This is a genomic window from Achromobacter sp. ACM05 (assembly GCF_019218915.1).
Lineage (GTDB): Bacteria > Pseudomonadota > Gammaproteobacteria > Burkholderiales > Burkholderiaceae_B > Achromobacter > Achromobacter animicus.
The window spans coordinates 1,376,388-1,393,288 of the sequence record NZ_JAHUWQ010000001.1; the positions used below are offsets into that span (position 1 = coordinate 1,376,388).

The following is a 16,901-nucleotide window of genomic DNA, read 5'->3' on the forward strand; positions in this document are numbered from 1 at the left end:
ATGTCCTTAAGTGCTCAAGGCGCCGCCGCGCTGGCCCGGACATTGGTTCAGGCCAGCGGCATTGCGTCCCTGGCGGACCGGTTCCTCAAAGCCGTTTGTTCGGCGCCGGGGATACGTTACGGGGTCTGCTACTGGCGCGAGGCGGCCGGCGACACCATCCGGCCGATCGCCAGTCATGGCGTCGCGCTGGACCTGTTGCCGGCATACTCCTTGCTCGATCTCGACAACCCCATCACCCACTGCCTGACCACCGCTCAGGCCCGTCATGTCGCGCGTCTGGACAGCATGTTCGGCGTCGCGGGCGGCTATGAGGAACTCCGCGAGCGGCTCGCTGCCGCAGAGGCATGGCTGGTGGTGCCGCTGCTGGATGCGCGTCAGAAGGCTGTGGCGGTGTTGTTCCTGGCGGGAACGGCGTCCGGGCTCAGGTCCTGGACGGCGGACCCCGCGTGGCAGGAACTGTGCAGGTTGTATGACGCCGTCTTGAATGGTCTGCTCGATCGGCTAGGTTCGGTCGAGCTGACGCAGACGCGCCAGACCATGCACCACCAGCAGTCCGAGACGCGCGGACGCCGGCGTCTGCTGTCAACCGGCTTTGTCGGCACCGGGCAGATTGCGCGGCGGCTACGCGAAGACATGCTGCGTTTCGCCGACTCTTCCTTGTCGTTGCTGGTCACCGGAGAAACGGGCTCGGGCAAGGACCATGCCGCCTGGCTGATCCACCAGGCATCCGCGCGCAAGGGCAAGTTCGTGCCGGTGAACTGCGCGGCCATCCCGAAGGACCTGATTGAAGCGGAACTCTTCGGCGCAACCCGTGGCGCCTACACCGGGGCCACGCAGGCGCGGACGGGGCTGGTCGCGGAAGCCGATGGCGGCACGTTGTTTCTGGACGAAATCGGGGATATGCCTTTGAGCCTGCAGGGCGCGCTGTTGCGCCTGCTCAACGAAAAGAAGTACCGGCCGGTGGGGGCAACGCGAGAGCTGCCGTCCAACTTTCGGCTGATCTGCGCCACCCATCGGCCTTTGCTTGAACTGGTGCGGGACGGGCGGTTCCGAGAGGACCTGTATTTCCGTGTCTGCCAACTGACGCTGCACATTGCGCCCCTGCGCGAGCGCCTTGAAGACGTTCCGGCGCTGGTCGCGCACATTCTGCTCGAGCACAACCGGGCATTCCCCGGCCGCGTCGCCGGCATTTCCGACAACGCGATTGCACAGCTCCAACGTCATCGGTTTCCCGGCAACGTCCGCGAGCTGCGCAGTCTTGTGCTTGCGGCCGCGGAGCGAACGCCGCCCGGCAAGCGCATCCAGACCAACCGGCTGGTCGAGCTGACAGATGGCGCGCACAAACCCGTAATCGATGACTCCGGCGAAGCCCGCCTGCAGCGCCTTTGGCGTACCGAAAGTCTTCCCGACGCGCTAGCCGCGTTCGAGCGCTTGCTGCTGGAAGACCGCTTGCGTCAGGCCGCGGGCTCCCGTCGGGTAGCCGCGCAAAGCCTGGGGATTCCCAAACGCACCCTGGCGCGCAAGTGCCTTGATATGAATCTGACTGGAGAGGAAGCAATATGAAGCCATTCGGGGCGCTCCTGCTGGTTGCCGCCGTGCTCGCGGGCGGCGACGCGGCCACGGACGCGGTGGCGGCGGGCCGTAGTTGCAGGACCATCGTGTCGGCAATCGAACGGTTGGCCTGTTTTGACGCCGAAGCGGGTACACCGCCCGTTCCTGCTGCGGAAATGGCGACACCGTCCACCGTGGCGCCAACCGCCCAGGCATCGGCCACCGCGCCTTCCATGGTTCGGGTGCCGGACATTGTCGGGCTGGTGCAACGCAACGAATCCCGCCGCAAGGCAGATCACGCCGGCGTGCTGCTGTTGCGCGTCGGCGATGCCATACCGGGCCAGGACAAGGTCGTCATCTCGGCGCCGGCCCTGGCGGGCAGCGAGCCGCGGCCGCTGCTGGCAATCAGTTGCCTGCAGAACATTTCTCGCTTGCAGCTCATCACCGCCGAGCCGCTGGACGTCAGCCGCGTGAGCATCCGCGTGCTGTTGGACGGGCGGCCGATTTCCGACCGCCGGCCGTGGCAGGTCGTGGAGGACGGCACGGTCACGGATGCGGGTCGCGGCCTGGTCGCGATCGAACAGCTTCGTCATCTGACCCGCGCGTCCCAGCAGATGCAGCTTGAAAGCGACCATGCCGCGTTTCACGGGCTGTCGTTCGACACCGCGGCGCTTCACGAGCTGATGGCGCAACAACGCGAGGCTTGTCATTGGTGAGCACGTTTCCCACGCTGGACCTCGACGCCATCCTGTCACCCATCTCGCCGCATCAGCCGGCCGGCGAGTTCGACGAGGAAGACAACGCCTACCAGGGTGTCGAAAGCGAAATGATGAAGCTCGGCGGGCTGCAAGAGGCGACCATCGACTGGAGCTATGTGGATTCGGCATCGCGACAGTATCTGGAGTCGCAGTGCAAGCACCTGCGCATTGCCGCGCAATTGGCGACCGCTCGCATGCGTTCAGGCGGTTGGCGCGGCTGGGCCGAGGCGGCGGGCGTGTTGGCCGGCATGACCAGCCGGTACTGGAGCACCAGCCATCCGAAGCCGGGCGCGGCCGGGTTGACGGCCAAGCGGCGCCTGATGTCCCAGCAGCTGGAGCGCCTGGGAGAGGCGCTGGCTAAACTGGACGGCAAGGGATACGCCGACGAGTTCTACAAATCTGGCCAACGGGCCTTGGACACGCTGCAGGGCTGTGCAAGCGAATCCAAGCTGGACGTGCCGACGCTGACTCGCCTGGAGGCGCAGCTACGGCTGAAGGCGGAGGCGACACGCGCGCCCGAGCTCGCCGATGCGCACATGGAGCTGTCGGCGCAACCCACCGGGATCACCGAGGCCTTCTTCACGCCGATGGCCATGGCGCAGGGCAACGAACGTGAAACGCGCCGATCGCTGTTGGCCGTGGCGGACCTCATCAACCAGCAAGACGCCTATGACCCGACCGGCTATCTGCTGCGCCGCTTCGCCTTGTGGGCGCACCTGAGCATTGCGCCATCGACTCGAAAGGACACAATGCGGACGGAGCTGATGGCCGTTCCCGCCGAGACCGCCGAGGCCTATTGGGACGCGCTGAAAGCGAATGCGGTCGATCCGGCGCTTCTGCAGCGCGTCGAAAAAAGTGTCACTTCGTCGCCGTACTGGCTGCGCGGCAGCTTTCTGGCTGCCGGTATCGCCCGCCGTCTGGAAATGCAGAACGTCGCCGAGGCGATCCGCCAGTCCACCGAGCGCTTTGTGGCCAAGCTGCCCGCGTTGGTGAAGCTTCAATTTGCTGATGGCCGCGCTTTCGTCGATGGCGAAACGCAGTCGTGGATCAGCGGGGCGGATGCGGACACCGCGAAGCTGGGCGCCGGCCATGAGTACCCGGCGTTGCGTGAGGAGCTGCGCGAGGTGTTGGAAGCCAACGGGGTGGAGTCGATGCTCAAGCGGCTGGAAGCCATCCAGAAGACGTCAGCAGATCCGCGCCATGGTTGCCATGTCATCACGATCGCCGCGGAACTGCTCGGCGCGCGGGGATTGGCGTGGCTGGCCGATGGCTTGTATGTCCGCGCCCATCAGATCATGCAAGACGCATCCGCGGCGCAATGGGAGCCCAGTCTGTTCGGCCTGCTGGGGCGCCACGTCAACGCCGCAATCGAATGCAAGAAACAGGAGCAACCCCATGTTTAAGATTTGGTCGACAGTGAAACGCTATGGCCAGCCCCTACTGAAATGGACAAAGCAGGGCATGCCAGTGGCGTTGCTGCTGATGCTGGCGCTCGCCTTGGCCGCCATCTGGTTGTTGGGGCCGATGTGGACCTGGGATGAATACCAACCGCTGGCACGTCTGACCGCGCGCGTGCTGGCCACGCTCGTGCTGATTGCGCTGCCCTTGCTGGTCTGGGCCATCAGGCTGCGCAAACGGAATCTCACGCTGGAAGCCGAGCGGGCGCAGACACAGAAGCAGCAAGACGATCCTTGCTTGCGCTACGTGCAGGCGCAGGAGCGGGATCTGGACAAGAGCCTGAGCGTGCTGCAGGCAAACCTGAAGGGCCGCAACGCGCTTTATCAACTTCCGTGGTACCTGGTGCTGGGACAGGAAAACGCGGGCAAAACCAGCTTCGTCAATCGGTCTAGCCAGACATTTTCGTTGACCGGTGAGGTCAAGGCGGGCAGTCAGCGCCTGCAGGACGACCCGGACCGGATCTATCGCATTGACTGGTGGATCGGCGATGACGCGGTGCTGATCGACCCGCCGGGCGAACTGATCAGCCAGCCGCGAGTGACGGCGGAAATTGAAGCGTCTGCGGCGTCCGGAAATATTGAAGCGCCAAGGCCGGGAGACGCTGCGGGACCCGCGCTTCTGCCCGAGGCGCTTCATTCCCGTCTGTGGGATAGCTTTGTGAGCTGGCTGGGGCGCAATCGCAGCCGCCGTCCGCTCAATGGTGTGGTGCTGATGGTCAGCCTGGTCACGCTGCTGAATCAGCAACCCAGCGACCGCAAGGCGCTGGCCTCGTTGCTGCGCGCGCGGCTGGCCGAACTTAGCCGCCAGCTCGGCACGCGTCCGCCGCTGTATGTCGTGCTGAGCAAATTCGACTTGCTGGAAGGATTCGAGCCGCTGTTTGCGCGGCTGTCCAAGTCCGCTCGCGAGGACATCTTTGGGTTTACGTTCACGCTGGACTCGGTGCAGCGTTACGATGCGTGGCGGGATGAACTGGGTGCGCGGTACGACGAGTTCCTGACGCGCCTGAACGAGCAGGTTTTTGATGCGTTGGCCGACGTCCGCGAATTGCGTCAACGGGAAGCCCTGTATTCGCTGGTGCGGCAGCTGACCGGCATGCGACCGCTCTTGATGGAGTTCCTGACCGATGTGCTGGGCAGCGATCGTTACATCACGCCGGCGCTGCCGCGTGGCGTCTTTCTGTCCTCGGTCTATCAGCAGGGCGTGCTGACCAATGCATTCGTGGCGTCTGCCTCGCAGAACTACGATATCCGCGAGCCCGTTCCGGCCACGCATCCCAGCGGCCGCGCGATGGTTTACTTCGCCCAGCAGCTTTTTCAGCGCGTCATCTATCCCGAATCCGGCCTGGCGGGCGACAACCCGCGTGTGCGTGCCGAGAAGCGGCGCGCGCTGGCCTTGCGCTTCGGAGTGGCGTCGCTGGGCAGCGCGGTGATCCTCGGCGGTTGGTATCACTACTACGCGGTGAACCTGGACAAGGCCATGAGCGTTCTGGAGCGCAGCCGCGCTTATAGCGCCCACGCCATCGACGGCAAGCTGGACACGACAGGCCGCAATCTGCTTCAGCCGCTGGATCAGATCAGCAGCGCGGTGGCGGTGTATGGCGATTACCGGGAAGCGTGGCCGCTTGTGGCGGACATGGGTCTGTATCAGGGATGGAAGATTGGTCCGAAGGTCGATCAGGCCTATTTGACGCTGCTGTCCCAGCGATTCCTGCCTGCGCTGGCCAATGGGGTGATGGAGCACCTTGACGGCACGTCGATCGACAGCGATGCGCAGCTTGAGGCGTTGCGCGTGTACCGCATGATTGAGGATCGTCCCAACCGCCGGCCGCCGGTGGTTGAGCGTTGGATGGGGCGGCAGTGGGCACAGGCTTTCCCCGGCGAGGACAAGGTGCAGCGTGCGTTGATGCGGCATCTGGACTACGCGATGAAGTATGCCGACACGCTGCTGCCGCAGTTCCAGCAGCGCGTGTCCGTCGTGCAGCGCGACCTGCGGCAGATTCCGTTGCCGCAGCGCGTGTACATGACGATGCGCCGTCAGGCGGGCGAATTTCTCAGGGCGCCGCTGGATCTGCGCAATGAAATCGGCCCGGCCTTTGATGTGGTCTACCAGCCGGCGGCTGCGGCCAAGGCAGAAACGGGACAGCCCGCTTCCGATGGCCGTATCGACGCGCTGTTGACGGCCAAGGGATTTCACAATTACTTCGCGTCGCACAGCCAGGATCTGACCGAACTGGCGATGATCGATCAGTGGGCGTTGGGCGAGCGGCGCAATATCGATTATTCAGAGGCCGACAAGCGCGCATTGGCCGAGCGCATCCAGGCCATCTACGGCCGTGATTACATCGACACCTGGCAGCGCAACCTCAACCAGCTTGAGGTTCGGGATTTTCATGATCTTGCCGAGGCGGTCAATGTGCTGGGCACGGTGACGAGTCCTGCGGCGCCGTTGCGCCGGCTGGTGGAAACCGTGCGCGACAACAGTGAACTTGGCGCCAACACCCCGGCCGTCACGGGTGCGCTCGACGGGAAGGGCGCACTGGTTGCGCAGGCTTCTGGCGTGGCGGAAAAGGTGGCAGCTGGCAAGGACGAAACCGGCGCGATATTCGGGATTGCGCGGGCGTTTGCGCCGATGAGCCAACTGTTGCAGGCCAAGGGCGATCGGGCGTCGTACCTGGACGAAACTCTGGTGGCGATCGGTAGCGTGCAAGACAAGGTGCGCACGGTGCACGACAGCCCGGACCGCGGCAAGACGGCGCTAGACGTGGTGCTGGAGCGCTTCGGGCTGAAAGGGCCGGATCCGATCAGCAATCTGCAGCGCATTGCTGCGGGTCTGCCCGAACCGCTGAACCGTCAGGTGGGCAAGTTGGCCGACGAGTCGTCGCGGGTGATTCTGGTGGAGGCATTGCGCGAGCTTGAGCGTGGTTGGGACATCGACGTGTATCGCTTTTATCGCGAGCGGTTGGCGAATCGTTATCCGTTCAATCCGGCGAGCCGTGAGGAAGTGGCGTTGGACGATTTCACGGCGTTTTTCGGCCCGCAGGGGCGTTTGCAGCAGTTTCGCGAGAAGTACCTGAATCTGTTCATCGAGGACAACCTTGAGGCGTTGTACTCGGAGCGGTTGGGCGGGTATCTGGTGCGCAATGACGTGCTGACGCAGCTTGAAGCGGCCGAGAAGATCCGGGACGCGTTCTTCAATAGCCGCGGCACGTTGGGTGTGCAGTTCCATGTGGAGCCGTTGGGAATGGCGCCGAGCAAGCGCAGCAGCTCGCTTAGCGTGGAAGGGCAGTTGGTGACTTACAACCACGGTCCGACGACCAGCACGGCGTTGATCTGGCCGAATACGCTGGCGTCCAGCAATGAAAGCCGGATGACGTTGGTGCATGCGGGGGGCAGCAGCAGCGGATTGGCATATCGCGGTCCGTGGTCGCTATACCGGCTGCTCAGTCAGGCCCGCCTGAACGGTGCGACGAGCTCGAGCGTTGATATCAGTTTTGCTGCGCCGGACGGCGGTATGCGCTATCGCATCAGTACGGAGAAGGCGAACAATCCGTTCACGCAGCCGTTGTTCAAGGGGTTTGCCTTGCCGAAGACGCTTCTAGAGGATGGCGTGCGCGGTAACGATGCAGGAGGGCAGAGTGCGGGGGGCAAGGCTGGCGGGAAGCAGGCTGCCTCGCCGGGTGGCATGCCTGCTCGGGTGGCTCGGCAGGTGGGGTTGCCGGTAGGCGGGGTCCGGTGAGGGAGGCGTGGCAACGTGATCGCGCTGCCACGCCTGGATGGATCATTCGACCAGCCAGCCGGCCTCGCCTTCAATCAGCGTGCCGCCATGGCTGGTTTTGTCACCTTGGCGCGCAACGTGTTGTCCTTCGATGATGGTGCCGGGCGAGCCGGTCTGAATGATTGCGCCGCAACTGATGCGGTCGCCGATGCGGGCGACGGCGCGGCCGTTGACGATGGCTTCGCTTGCGCCGGTGACGACGGTGCCGGTGCCGTGAGTGGGGCAGCTATGGCGATGACCTACAAGAACGATGGGTTTCATGATTGGCTTCCTGATGTTTGGGGCTGTTGATTAGCCCCGTGTCGATCAAGGTCGGATCAGAACGGACAAGGCCGGCGCGTGATGCGCCGGCCTTGTTATTTAAGAAGCCTGGGATCAGGCTTCTTGCGGCTTGCGCCAGTCGTCGGAGGCTTCGGTGCCGGCGATGGCGTGGGTCCAGGTGATCTTGCGGTAGGCCATGGCGACCTTGACGAGCTGGGTGTACTCGGCCTTGGTGGGATCCTGGGCGTGCGGGAGCACGGTGTTGATGTTGACGATGGTGGCGTCTTCGAGCTTGGTGGTGAAGAAGTGCTCTTGCTTGCCTTCGGTGGAGGTGCGGTACCACTTGACTTCGACTTCGGGCAGCATTTCGCCGGAGGCGAGGGCCTGGTACATGAGGGGGGTGGCCTTGTTGAGGGGCGCGGTGAAGACGAAGGGCTTGTGGACGCGCTGGCCGGAAGGCTGGCCGCTTTGCGGGTCGGTGGGGGTGGCGATCAGGTGTTCGATTTCCTGGACCAGGATCTGGTCTTCATGACCTTCCTGGTAGACGTTGCCGACGGAGTCGGCGGTGAAGGCGCCTTGCGTGATGTTGCCCTGGGTCTTGCCCTGGATGCTGATGTAGGCGGGAGTCGGCATTTGCTGTTTCCTGGTTTGGTTTCTATTGCGTGATGGCCTTAATGGCCGGTGTGTCATCGGGGATGACATCCGGTTAATTGCAAAGTCCGTGCCAAGGTTTGTTTGAATGCTGGTTTTCTCTTTTTTATCAAAGGCTTAATTGATGGTTTCGGGGCTGTTCGCAGATTACGGATTGCTCGAAAAACCGGAAAGTGGTTTTTTCTGCGGGGATTCGGGTCAGTTGTGGCTCGGTGCTTTGGTAAGTCTTTAAAAACAAAGCGGAAAAATTCGGGTCGGGAATGGCTCGGGTGGGTCGGATTTGGCTCGGTCTGTTTTTTTGGCTGACTCTCAGAAGCTGGTCGATCCGGGGGGCTGGCGTTTGGGCGGAGTGGGTTCTTTTGACGCCCGGCGTGGCGGCGGCCTGGGTGCGCGGGGCTACGATTGCGGTCCGGAGCCTTCGCTCCGGACTGCCCCTGCCTCAACCTCGTCCGCCTTCGGCTCCCTTCGGTTTCCGTCGGGCGCATCTACACGCCCCGCGCACCCAGGCCGCCGCCACGCCGGGCTGCGGTGGCTTGCACTTGGTGGCCGCTGGGGCGGGTGGGGTTCTTTAGGTTCTTGCGGGCGCTCCGGGTGGGATGGAGCGGTTTGCGGGGCCCGCCCCACTGCGGCCGCGCGGGCGGCCTGGTGGGGCTTACGCGGTGTCTTGCGTCGGGGCGATGGCGCTGCGCGCTGGCGTGCGGGTGGTTTTTTTGCGGTGCCGTGTCGGTTGGCGACGGCTCGGTGATGGCTTGGTGATGGCTAGGTGTCTGACACCCATGGGGCTTAACCGTAACGAGTGCAAGCCGGTTTACGCGGGGTGTCTGACACCGGGTTAGAAACGCTTCGCGTGTCAGACACCAAACTGGTTTGCGTTACTTCGTCGCGACCTTTTCCGGCGGAACCGGATTATCCCAGCCGCCGCCGATGGCGCGAATCAATGCCACCGTCGACCGGGCCTGTTCGGCAGTCAGTTGCACCGACACGCGTTGCTGCAAGAGCACGCTGCGGTCGGCTTCAATCACGTCCAGATAGCTGATCGAGCCTTCGCGGTACTGCGTGTGCGAGAGTTTCGCGGCGCGGGCAGCCGCTTCCACCGCCTCGTTCTGGGCCTTGGTCTGGTCCGCGAGGATGCGCAGGTTCGCGAGGTTGTCTTCCACTTCGCGGAACGCGTTCAGGACGGTCTGGCGGTAGACGGCGACGTCTTCTTCGTAGACGGCGCGGGCGCGGTCCAGGCCGGCTTGGCGGCGGCCGCCGTCGAAGATGGGCATGGACAGGGCGGCTCCGACCAGGGGGCCCAGTAGGAACGTGCGGCTGGACCATTGGAAGAGGTTGCCCAGTTCCGAGGACTCGTAGCCGAAGGCGCCGGTGATGTCCAGGCGGGGGAAGAACGCGGACTTGGCGGCGCCGACGCGGGCGTTGGCGGCGGCCATGGCGCGTTCGGCGGCGGCGATGTCGGGGCGGCGTTCGAGCAGCGTGGAGGGCAGGCCGGCGGGGATGGTCAGCGCGATCTTTTCGATGGGCTGCGGCGGCATGGTGAATTCGGACGGGGCGCGGCCCAGCAGGACGGCCAGCGCGTGTTCGGCGGTGGCGCGGCGGCGGTCGATGCCCAGGGCCTCGGATTGCGCGGAGGCGAGTTCGGCCTTGGCGCGCGCCAGGTCCAGTTCACTGATGTCGCCGGCGTCGTAGCGGCGCTGGATGAGTTGAAGGGTGTCGGTGCGCAGTTTGACGGTCTGATGGTAAATGCGCGATTCGGCGTCCTGTTCACGGACCAGGAAGTAGGTGGTGGCGACGTCGGCTTGCAGGGCGAGCAGGACGGAGCGGTAGAGCGCTTCGCTTTGCTGGGCGTCGGCGGTGGCGGCGTCCACTGTCGATGCGACGCGGCCGAAGAGGTCGGCTTCGTACGACACCGTGCCTTGCGCGCGCCAGGTGGTGACGGGGGAAGTCGACGTGCCGTCGGGCAGGCCTTGCGAGACGGCCGAGGGGCGTTGGCGGTTGGGGCCGAAGCCGGCGTCCAGGCTGGGGAAGAAGCCGGAGCGCGCTTCGCGTTGCAGGGCGCGGGCCTGGTTCAAGCGGGCGGCGGCGGCCTGCAGGTCCTGGTTGGCGCGCTGGGCTTCTTCTTCAAGCTGGTTCAGGCCTTCGTCGTTGAAGACCTTCCACCAGGCGCCGCGCAGGGCGTCCTCAGAAGGTTCGGCAGGCTTCCAGGTGCCGGCTTCGGACGCGGGCAGGGCGGCTTCCTTGAAGGCGGCGGGCGTGTCGGCCGTGGGGCGCTGGTAGGTGGGACCCACCGCGCAGCCGGCCAGCACGAGCAGCATGGCGAGCAGGGCGGATCCTCGGGTCAGTCTTTTGATCATGATGACGTTTCTCTTTGGCGCGCGTCCCGTGCGAATTCGGACGGGACGCGCTGGCTACTCTTTTTTCTGTCGGCTTACGCGTGGTGTTGCGGCGCGGGCGGCGCGTTGGGGTCGATGTGCGGCACGCAGACGGGCGCTTCGTGCGGCGCGGCGGAGTGCAGCTTCTTGCCGCCGAGCGAGCGGAGCAGGACGTAGAACACCGGCGTGAGGAACAGGCCGAACAGGGTCACGCCGAGCATGCCGAAGAAGACGGCGACACCCATGGCGTGGCGCATTTCGGAACCGGCGCCAGAGGACAGCACCAGCGGCACCACGCCCATGATGAACGCGATGGACGTCATCAGGATGGGACGCAGGCGCAGGCGGCTGGCTTCGATGGCGGCTTCGAGCGGCGTGCGGCCGTTCATTTCGAGCTCTCGGGCGAATTCGACGATCAGGATCGCGTTCTTCGCGGACAGCCCCACCAGCACCATCAGGCCGATCTGCGTGAAGATGTTGTTGTCGTTGCCGGTGAGGTAGACGCCGGTCAGCGCGGCCAGGATGCTCATCGGCACGATAAGGATCACGGCGAGCGGCAGGGTCAGGCTTTCGTACAACGCGGCCAGCACCAGGAAGACGAGCAGGACGCTGATGGGGAAGACCCACAGGCCGGCGTTGCCCGCGAGGATCTGCTGGTACGTGAGGTCGGTCCATTCGAACTTGACGCCACGCGGCAGGGTTTCGGCGGCGACGCGCTCGGCGGCGGCTTGCGCCTGGTCGGACGAGTAGCCGGGCGCGGGGCCGCCGTTGATGTCGGCGGCGGTGTAGCCGTTGTAGCGCACGACCATTTCGGGGCCGAAGGTCTGCTTGACGGTGACCAGCGAGGACAGCGGGACCATGTCGCCGGCGGCGTTGCGGGTCTTGAGCTGCAGGATGTCGTCGGCGTGGGCGCGGAAGGGCGCATCAGCCTGGGCGCGAACCTGGAAGACGCGGCCGAACCGGTTGAAGTCGTTGACGTACATGGAGCCCAGATAGATCTGCATGGTGTCGAAGACTTCGGTCACCGGCACGCCAAGCTGCTTGGCCTTGACGCGGTCCAGGTCGACGTCGAGCTGCGGGACGTTAATCTCGTAGCTGGAGAATGTGGGGCCCAGTTCCGGCGTCTGGCGCGCCTTTTCCAGGAAGGCCTGCTTGGCCTTGTCCAGTTCGGCATAGCCGAGGGCCGCGCGGTCTTCCAGCTGGAGCTTAAAGCCGCCGAGCGTGCCCAGGCCCATGACGGGCGGGGGCGGGAACACGGCGATGAATGAGTCCTGGATGGCGGCAAACTTCTGGTTGAGCGATGCGGCGATGGCGTTGCCGGACAGCTCGGCGTTGTTGCGTTCGCCGAAGGGCTTGAGCGTGACGAACACGATGCCGGCGCTGGAGCTGTTGGTGAAGCCATTGATGGACAGGCCGGGGAAGGCGATGGCCGATTGCACGCCAGGTTCCTTCAGGGCGATGTCGCTCATGCGGCGGATCACGTCTTCGGTGCGGTCCAGCGAGGCGCCGTTGGGCAGCTGCGTGAAGCCGATCAGGTATTGCTTGTCCTGCGCGGGCACGAAGCCGCCTGGCACCAGGTACGACACGCCGATGGTCGCGGCGACCAGCACGGCGTACACGCCCATCGCGCCGGCCTTGCGGCGGATGACGCTGGCCACGCCCGTGCCGTAGGATTCGGACGCGCGGCCGAACATGTTGTTGAACCAGTTGAAGAAGCGGCCGAAGACGCGGTTCATGCCGCGGGTCAGCCAGTCGGGCTTGTCGTGGTGGCTCTTGAGGAGCAGGGCCGACAGTGCGGGCGACAGGGTCAGCGAGTTGAAGGCCGAGATCACCGTCGAGATGGCGATGGTCATGGCGAACTGCTTGTAGAACTGGCCGGTCAGGCCCGTCATGAAGGCAAGCGGCACGAACACGGCGCACAGCGTCAGCGCGATGGCGATGATGGGGCCGCTGACTTCGCGCATGGCGCGATAGGTCGCATCGCGTGGACTCAAGCCGGCCGCGATGTTGCGTTCGACGTTTTCGACGACCACGATGGCGTCGTCCACCACGATCCCGATGGCCAGCACCATGCCGAACAAAGACAGCGCGTTGATGGAGTAGCCGAACATCAGCAGCAGCGCGAACGTGCCGACAATGGACACGGGCACCGCGAGCAGCGGGATGATGGACGCGCGCCAGGTCTGCAGGAACAGAATCACGACCAGCACGACCAGCGCGATGGCTTCGAGCAGGGTGTGCACGACGGCTTCGATACTGGAGCGCACGAATTGCGTGGGGTCGTATTCGATGCGGTATTCCACGCCCGGCGGGAAGTCCTGCGCCAGTTCGGCCATTGCGGCGCGCACCTGGCTGGAGACGTCCAGCGCGTTGGCGCCCGGCGACTGCATGATGCCCATGCCGACCGCCTGCTTGTTGTTCAGGAGCGAACGCAGGCCGTATTCCTGCGCATCCAGCTCCACGCGGGCCACGTCGGACAGGTGCGTCACGGCGCCGTCTGGCGAGGTCTTCAGGATGATGTCGCGGAATTCTTCTTCGGTCTGCAGTCGGCCGCGCGCGTTCACGTTCAATTGCAGCGGCACGTCGCCCTGCGTGGGCGAGGCGCCGATCACGCCGGCGGCCACCTGCACGTTCTGTTCGCGGATCGCGTTGACGACTTCGGATGCGGTCATGCCGCGCTGCGCGACCTTTTGCGGATCGAGCCACACGCGCATGGAGTAGTTGCCCGACCCCCACACCGTCACTTCGCCCACGCCCGTGATGCGCGACAGGCGATCCTTGACGTTCAGGATCGCGTAGTTGCGCAGGTAGGTGATGTCGTAGCGGTCATTGGGCGAGATCAGGTGCACGACCAGCGTCAACGTGGGCGAGCTCTTGGCCGTCGTCACGCCCAGACGCTGCACATCCGGCGGCAGACGCGGCAGCGCCTGCGACACGCGGTTCTGCACCAGCTGCTGCGCCTTGTCCGGGTCCACGCCCAGCTTGAAGTTGACCGTCAGCGTCAGGTTGCCGTCGCTGTTGGCCTGCGACTGCATGTACAGCATGTCTTCGACGCCGTTGATGGATTCTTCCAGCGGCGAGGCGACGGTTTCGGCGATGACCTTGGGGTTGGCGCCCGGGTACTGCGCGCGCACCACCACGGACGGCGGCACGACTTCCGGGTATTCGGAGATTGGCAGCTGGAACATGGCCAGCAGGCCTGCCAGCAGCACCAGGATCGACAGCACGCCGGCGAAGATCGGCCGGTCGATGAAGAATTTCGAGATATTCATAAACGTTCTCGTTCGACGCGTCGGCTCAGTTCTGCGCCGAGGCGGTCTTGACCGGGTTGCGCTTGGCGGCAACCATGGGGACAACGGTCGGGGTCACGGCGTCGCCGGGACGGATGCGCTGCAGGCCGTTGACGACGATGCGTTCGCCGGCAGTCAGGCCGGCGTCGACGACGCGCAGGCCTTCCTGATTGGCGCCCAGCTTCACCTGGCGGTAGACGGCGTGGTTCTTGTCGTCCAGCACCAGCACGAAGCGCTTGTCCTGGTCGGTGCCGATGGCGCGCTCGTCGATCAGCACGGCCTCGCGGGGTTCGCTGCCGCCCAGGCGGATGCGGGCGTAGAGGCCCGGCAGCAGCGTGCCGTCGGCGTTGTCGAACTCGGCGCGCACGCGGATGGTGCCGGAGGTGGCGTCCAGGCGGTTGTCCACCGACTGCACGGCGCCGGTGCGCGAGTAGCCGTCTTCATTGGCCAGGCCCAGTTCGACCGGCACCGCGCCATTGCGGCCGTTGCGGGCGGGGTTCACGTAGCGCAGGAACGTTTGTTCGTCCACGTCGAACGATGCGTACATCTTGGACACCGACACCAGCGTGGTCAGCGGCACCGATGCGGCGCCGGCGGCGACCACGTTGCCCACGGTGACTTCGGCGCGCGACACGCGGCCGTCCACGGGGGCCTCGATACGCGTGTAGCCCAGGTTGAGCTTGGCGTAGTCCAGCGCGGCCTGGGCGCCCTGCAGGTTGGCGGCAGCTTCGCGCGCGGCGTTCTGCTTTTCCTCGAAGTCGCGGCGGGCGATGGCGTTGTCGGTCAATAGGCGCTGGCCACGGGCCAGTTCCGAGGCCGTGTAGGCGGCGCGGGCCTTGGCGGCGGTCAGCGCCGCGGCGGCGCGGTCCACTTCGGCCGCATAAGGGCGCGGGTCGATGGTGAAGAGCACGTCGCCCTTCTTGACGATGCTGCCGTCCTTGAAATGGACGGCGGTCAGCGTGCCGGAGACCAGGGGGCGGATGTCCACGCGGTCGATGGCTTCCAGGCGGCCGGAATAGCGCTGCCAGTCGACGATCGTCTTGTTGAGGACTTCCGCAACCTCGACGGGCGGCGCGGCGGGGGCGCCCTGCGCCATCGCGACATTGCCGCCCGCGGGGCCGCGGGTGAGGGCGTATCCGCCGCCCGCCGCCAGCACGGCTGCAAATACGACGAGCACAGCAATACGTTTACGCGAAACCATGGTGTTTCCTTGAGTGGTCTTTTAGAGGCGGAAGCGCGCTTGCCCGGGATGCGGGGACGACGAGTCGGCGGGGCGGGGATGCCAGTCCTAAGAATCCGGCGTTATATGGATATGCTGCGGTGCAGCATCGACCGGGGTCGCTTATCCAGAGGCGGCGGGCGCCTGATCAGGGCGGGTCGCTGCGGGGGCGGAATCTGAGGATTGACATGCCCTTTTCTTGCGCCGGGCGGCAAGGGCACTTCAAGATGGTTTGCATTCTGAGTGTTTTGTCCGGGCGGATAAACCTGTCTATCCCGGCAACACTGTTCGTGGAGAATGACTAATCCAGGCCGAAATCGGGTTATGCTCCGTCCACCCCGACTTATTTGCCTAAGGACACCCTTGCCATGGACCGCTTTCAGGCTATGCAGGTGTTTGTGCGCGTCGTGGACGCCAATAGCTTCACCCGGGCGGCCGACAGCCTATCGCTTCCGCGCACCACCGTCACCACCATCATTCAGAATCTGGAACGCCTTCTAGGCGTTCGCCTGTTGAACCGCACCACGCGCCGCATCGGCCTGACGCCCGACGGCGCAGGCTATTACCAGCACTGCGTGCGCATCCTGGCCGACGTGGAAGAGACCGAGGCCTGCTTCCAGGAAGCGGCCCTGCGGCTCAAGGGCCGGCTGCGCATTGATGTGCCGACCTGCATCGGCCGGTTGATCCTGATTCCCTCATTGTGTGATTTCCACGACAAATACCCCGACGTCGAGCTGGTGCTGGGCCTGGGCGACCGTCCGGTCGACATGGTCCAGGAAGCCGTGGACTGCGTGATCCGCGCCGGCGATCTCGAAGATTCCAGCCTGGTCGCCCGCCGCATCGGCACGCTGCAGACCGTGACCTGCGCGTCGCCGACCTACGTGGCGCGCCACGGCATGCCGCAGACGATCGAATCGTTGCGCGACCACCACGCGGTGCATTATTTCTCCAGCCGCACCGGCCGCAACTGTGCCTGGGACTTCAAGGTGGACGGCAAGCACCAGGAAGTGGACATGAAGGGCACGGTGGCCGTGAACGAAGCGGGCGCCTACCTGGATTGCGGGCTGAAGGGCTTTGGGCTGATCCAGACCGCGCGCTACATGGCGCTGCCGTATCTGCAATCGGGCGAGCTGATCGAGATACTGCCGCAGTGGAAGCCCAGCTCCACGGCAATTTCGGTGCTGTATCCGCAGAGCCGGCAGTTGTCGCCCAAGGTGCGGGCCTTCACCGACTGGGTGGCCGAACTGTTCGCCGGGTGTCCGCTGCTCAGTGGCCGCGACGAGACCGACCCGGCCGCCGCGTCCTGCGCGGTGTACCAGCGCAATCAGGGACAGACCGCTCCGGCGCAACCGCCCGTGCCCGCTATCCCGGCGCTGGCCGACATGGCCCCGCGTCGCCGCACCGCCCGCGAGGAAGCTGCGGAATACGTGCTGTAAATCCGCGCAGGCTGGACGACGACATGGCGGACCCTCGGGTCCGCCATCTGCGTTAAGCACGGGAAACCCCGTAGTAAATACAGCCCTTACGTCCCTCGTATTGCATGAAACGTCTGTATAGTCCGACAGTCAAA

10 protein-coding genes are annotated in these 16,901 nt (G+C 65.0%); 5 read left to right on the top strand and 5 right to left on the bottom strand.

The window, feature by feature from the left end; all coding sequences use genetic code 11:
- From KW836_RS06345 to tssM, 4 genes are read left to right on the top strand one after another with little or no spacing between them, the layout of a single operon-like run.
- Window positions 1–1,563, top strand: a complete 1,563-nt coding sequence (locus KW836_RS06345; RefSeq protein ID WP_218342732.1) for a sigma 54-interacting transcriptional regulator — start codon at window positions 1–3, stop codon at window positions 1,561–1,563.
- A complete protein-coding gene (vasI, locus tag KW836_RS06350) occupies window positions 1,560–2,267 on the top strand; it encodes a type VI secretion system-associated protein VasI (RefSeq protein WP_218342733.1) in 708 nt (235 codons plus the stop codon). Before KW836_RS06345 ends, vasI begins: the two co-directional genes overlap by 4 nt.
- Complete coding sequence (gene tssA / locus KW836_RS06355; protein ID WP_218342734.1) at window positions 2,264–3,712, top strand: type VI secretion system protein TssA; 1,449 nt, start codon at window positions 2,264–2,266, stop codon at window positions 3,710–3,712. Before vasI ends, tssA begins: the two co-directional genes overlap by 4 nt.
- The gene (tssM, locus tag KW836_RS06360; RefSeq protein ID WP_218342735.1) at window positions 3,705–7,502 is read left to right on the top strand and encodes a type VI secretion system membrane subunit TssM; all 3,798 of its coding nucleotides are present in this window, start codon (window positions 3,705–3,707) and stop codon (window positions 7,500–7,502) included. The genes tssA and tssM overlap by 8 nt, the downstream gene beginning before the upstream one ends.
- Window positions 7,503–7,544: 42 nt before the next feature.
- Here tssM and KW836_RS06365 read toward each other — a convergent pair whose 3' ends face one another.
- The 5 genes from KW836_RS06365 to KW836_RS06385 all read right to left on the bottom strand — a co-directional run bounded on the left by KW836_RS06365 (window position 7,545) and on the right by KW836_RS06385 (window position 15,313).
- On the bottom strand, window positions 7,545–7,802 hold the full coding sequence (locus KW836_RS06365; protein ID WP_218342736.1) for a PAAR domain-containing protein: 258 nt from the start codon (window positions 7,800–7,802) through the stop codon (window positions 7,545–7,547).
- Between the two features lie 114 nt (window positions 7,803–7,916).
- On the bottom strand, window positions 7,917–8,435 hold the full coding sequence (locus KW836_RS06370; RefSeq protein WP_175122245.1) for an Hcp family type VI secretion system effector: 519 nt from the start codon (window positions 8,433–8,435) through the stop codon (window positions 7,917–7,919).
- A gap of 890 nt (window positions 8,436–9,325) precedes the next feature.
- Complete coding sequence (locus KW836_RS06375) at window positions 9,326–10,804, bottom strand: efflux transporter outer membrane subunit (RefSeq protein ID WP_175137973.1); 1,479 nt, start codon at window positions 10,802–10,804, stop codon at window positions 9,326–9,328.
- Window positions 10,805–10,878: 74 nt separating this feature from the next.
- Complete coding sequence (locus KW836_RS06380) at window positions 10,879–14,094, bottom strand: efflux RND transporter permease subunit (protein WP_175122247.1); 3,216 nt, start codon at window positions 14,092–14,094, stop codon at window positions 10,879–10,881.
- A gap of 25 nt (window positions 14,095–14,119) precedes the next feature.
- Entirely contained in the window at window positions 14,120–15,313 is a 1,194-nt protein-coding gene (locus tag KW836_RS06385; protein ID WP_191579534.1) for an efflux RND transporter periplasmic adaptor subunit, read from the bottom strand.
- Window positions 15,314–15,699: 386 nt separating this feature from the next.
- On the opposite strand from KW836_RS06385, the gene KW836_RS06390 reads away from it, so the two are divergent.
- Window positions 15,700–16,767, top strand: coding sequence for a LysR family transcriptional regulator (locus KW836_RS06390; RefSeq protein WP_175122249.1), 1,068 nt, complete (start codon window positions 15,700–15,702; stop codon window positions 16,765–16,767).
- Window positions 16,768–16,901 lie beyond the last annotated feature (134 nt).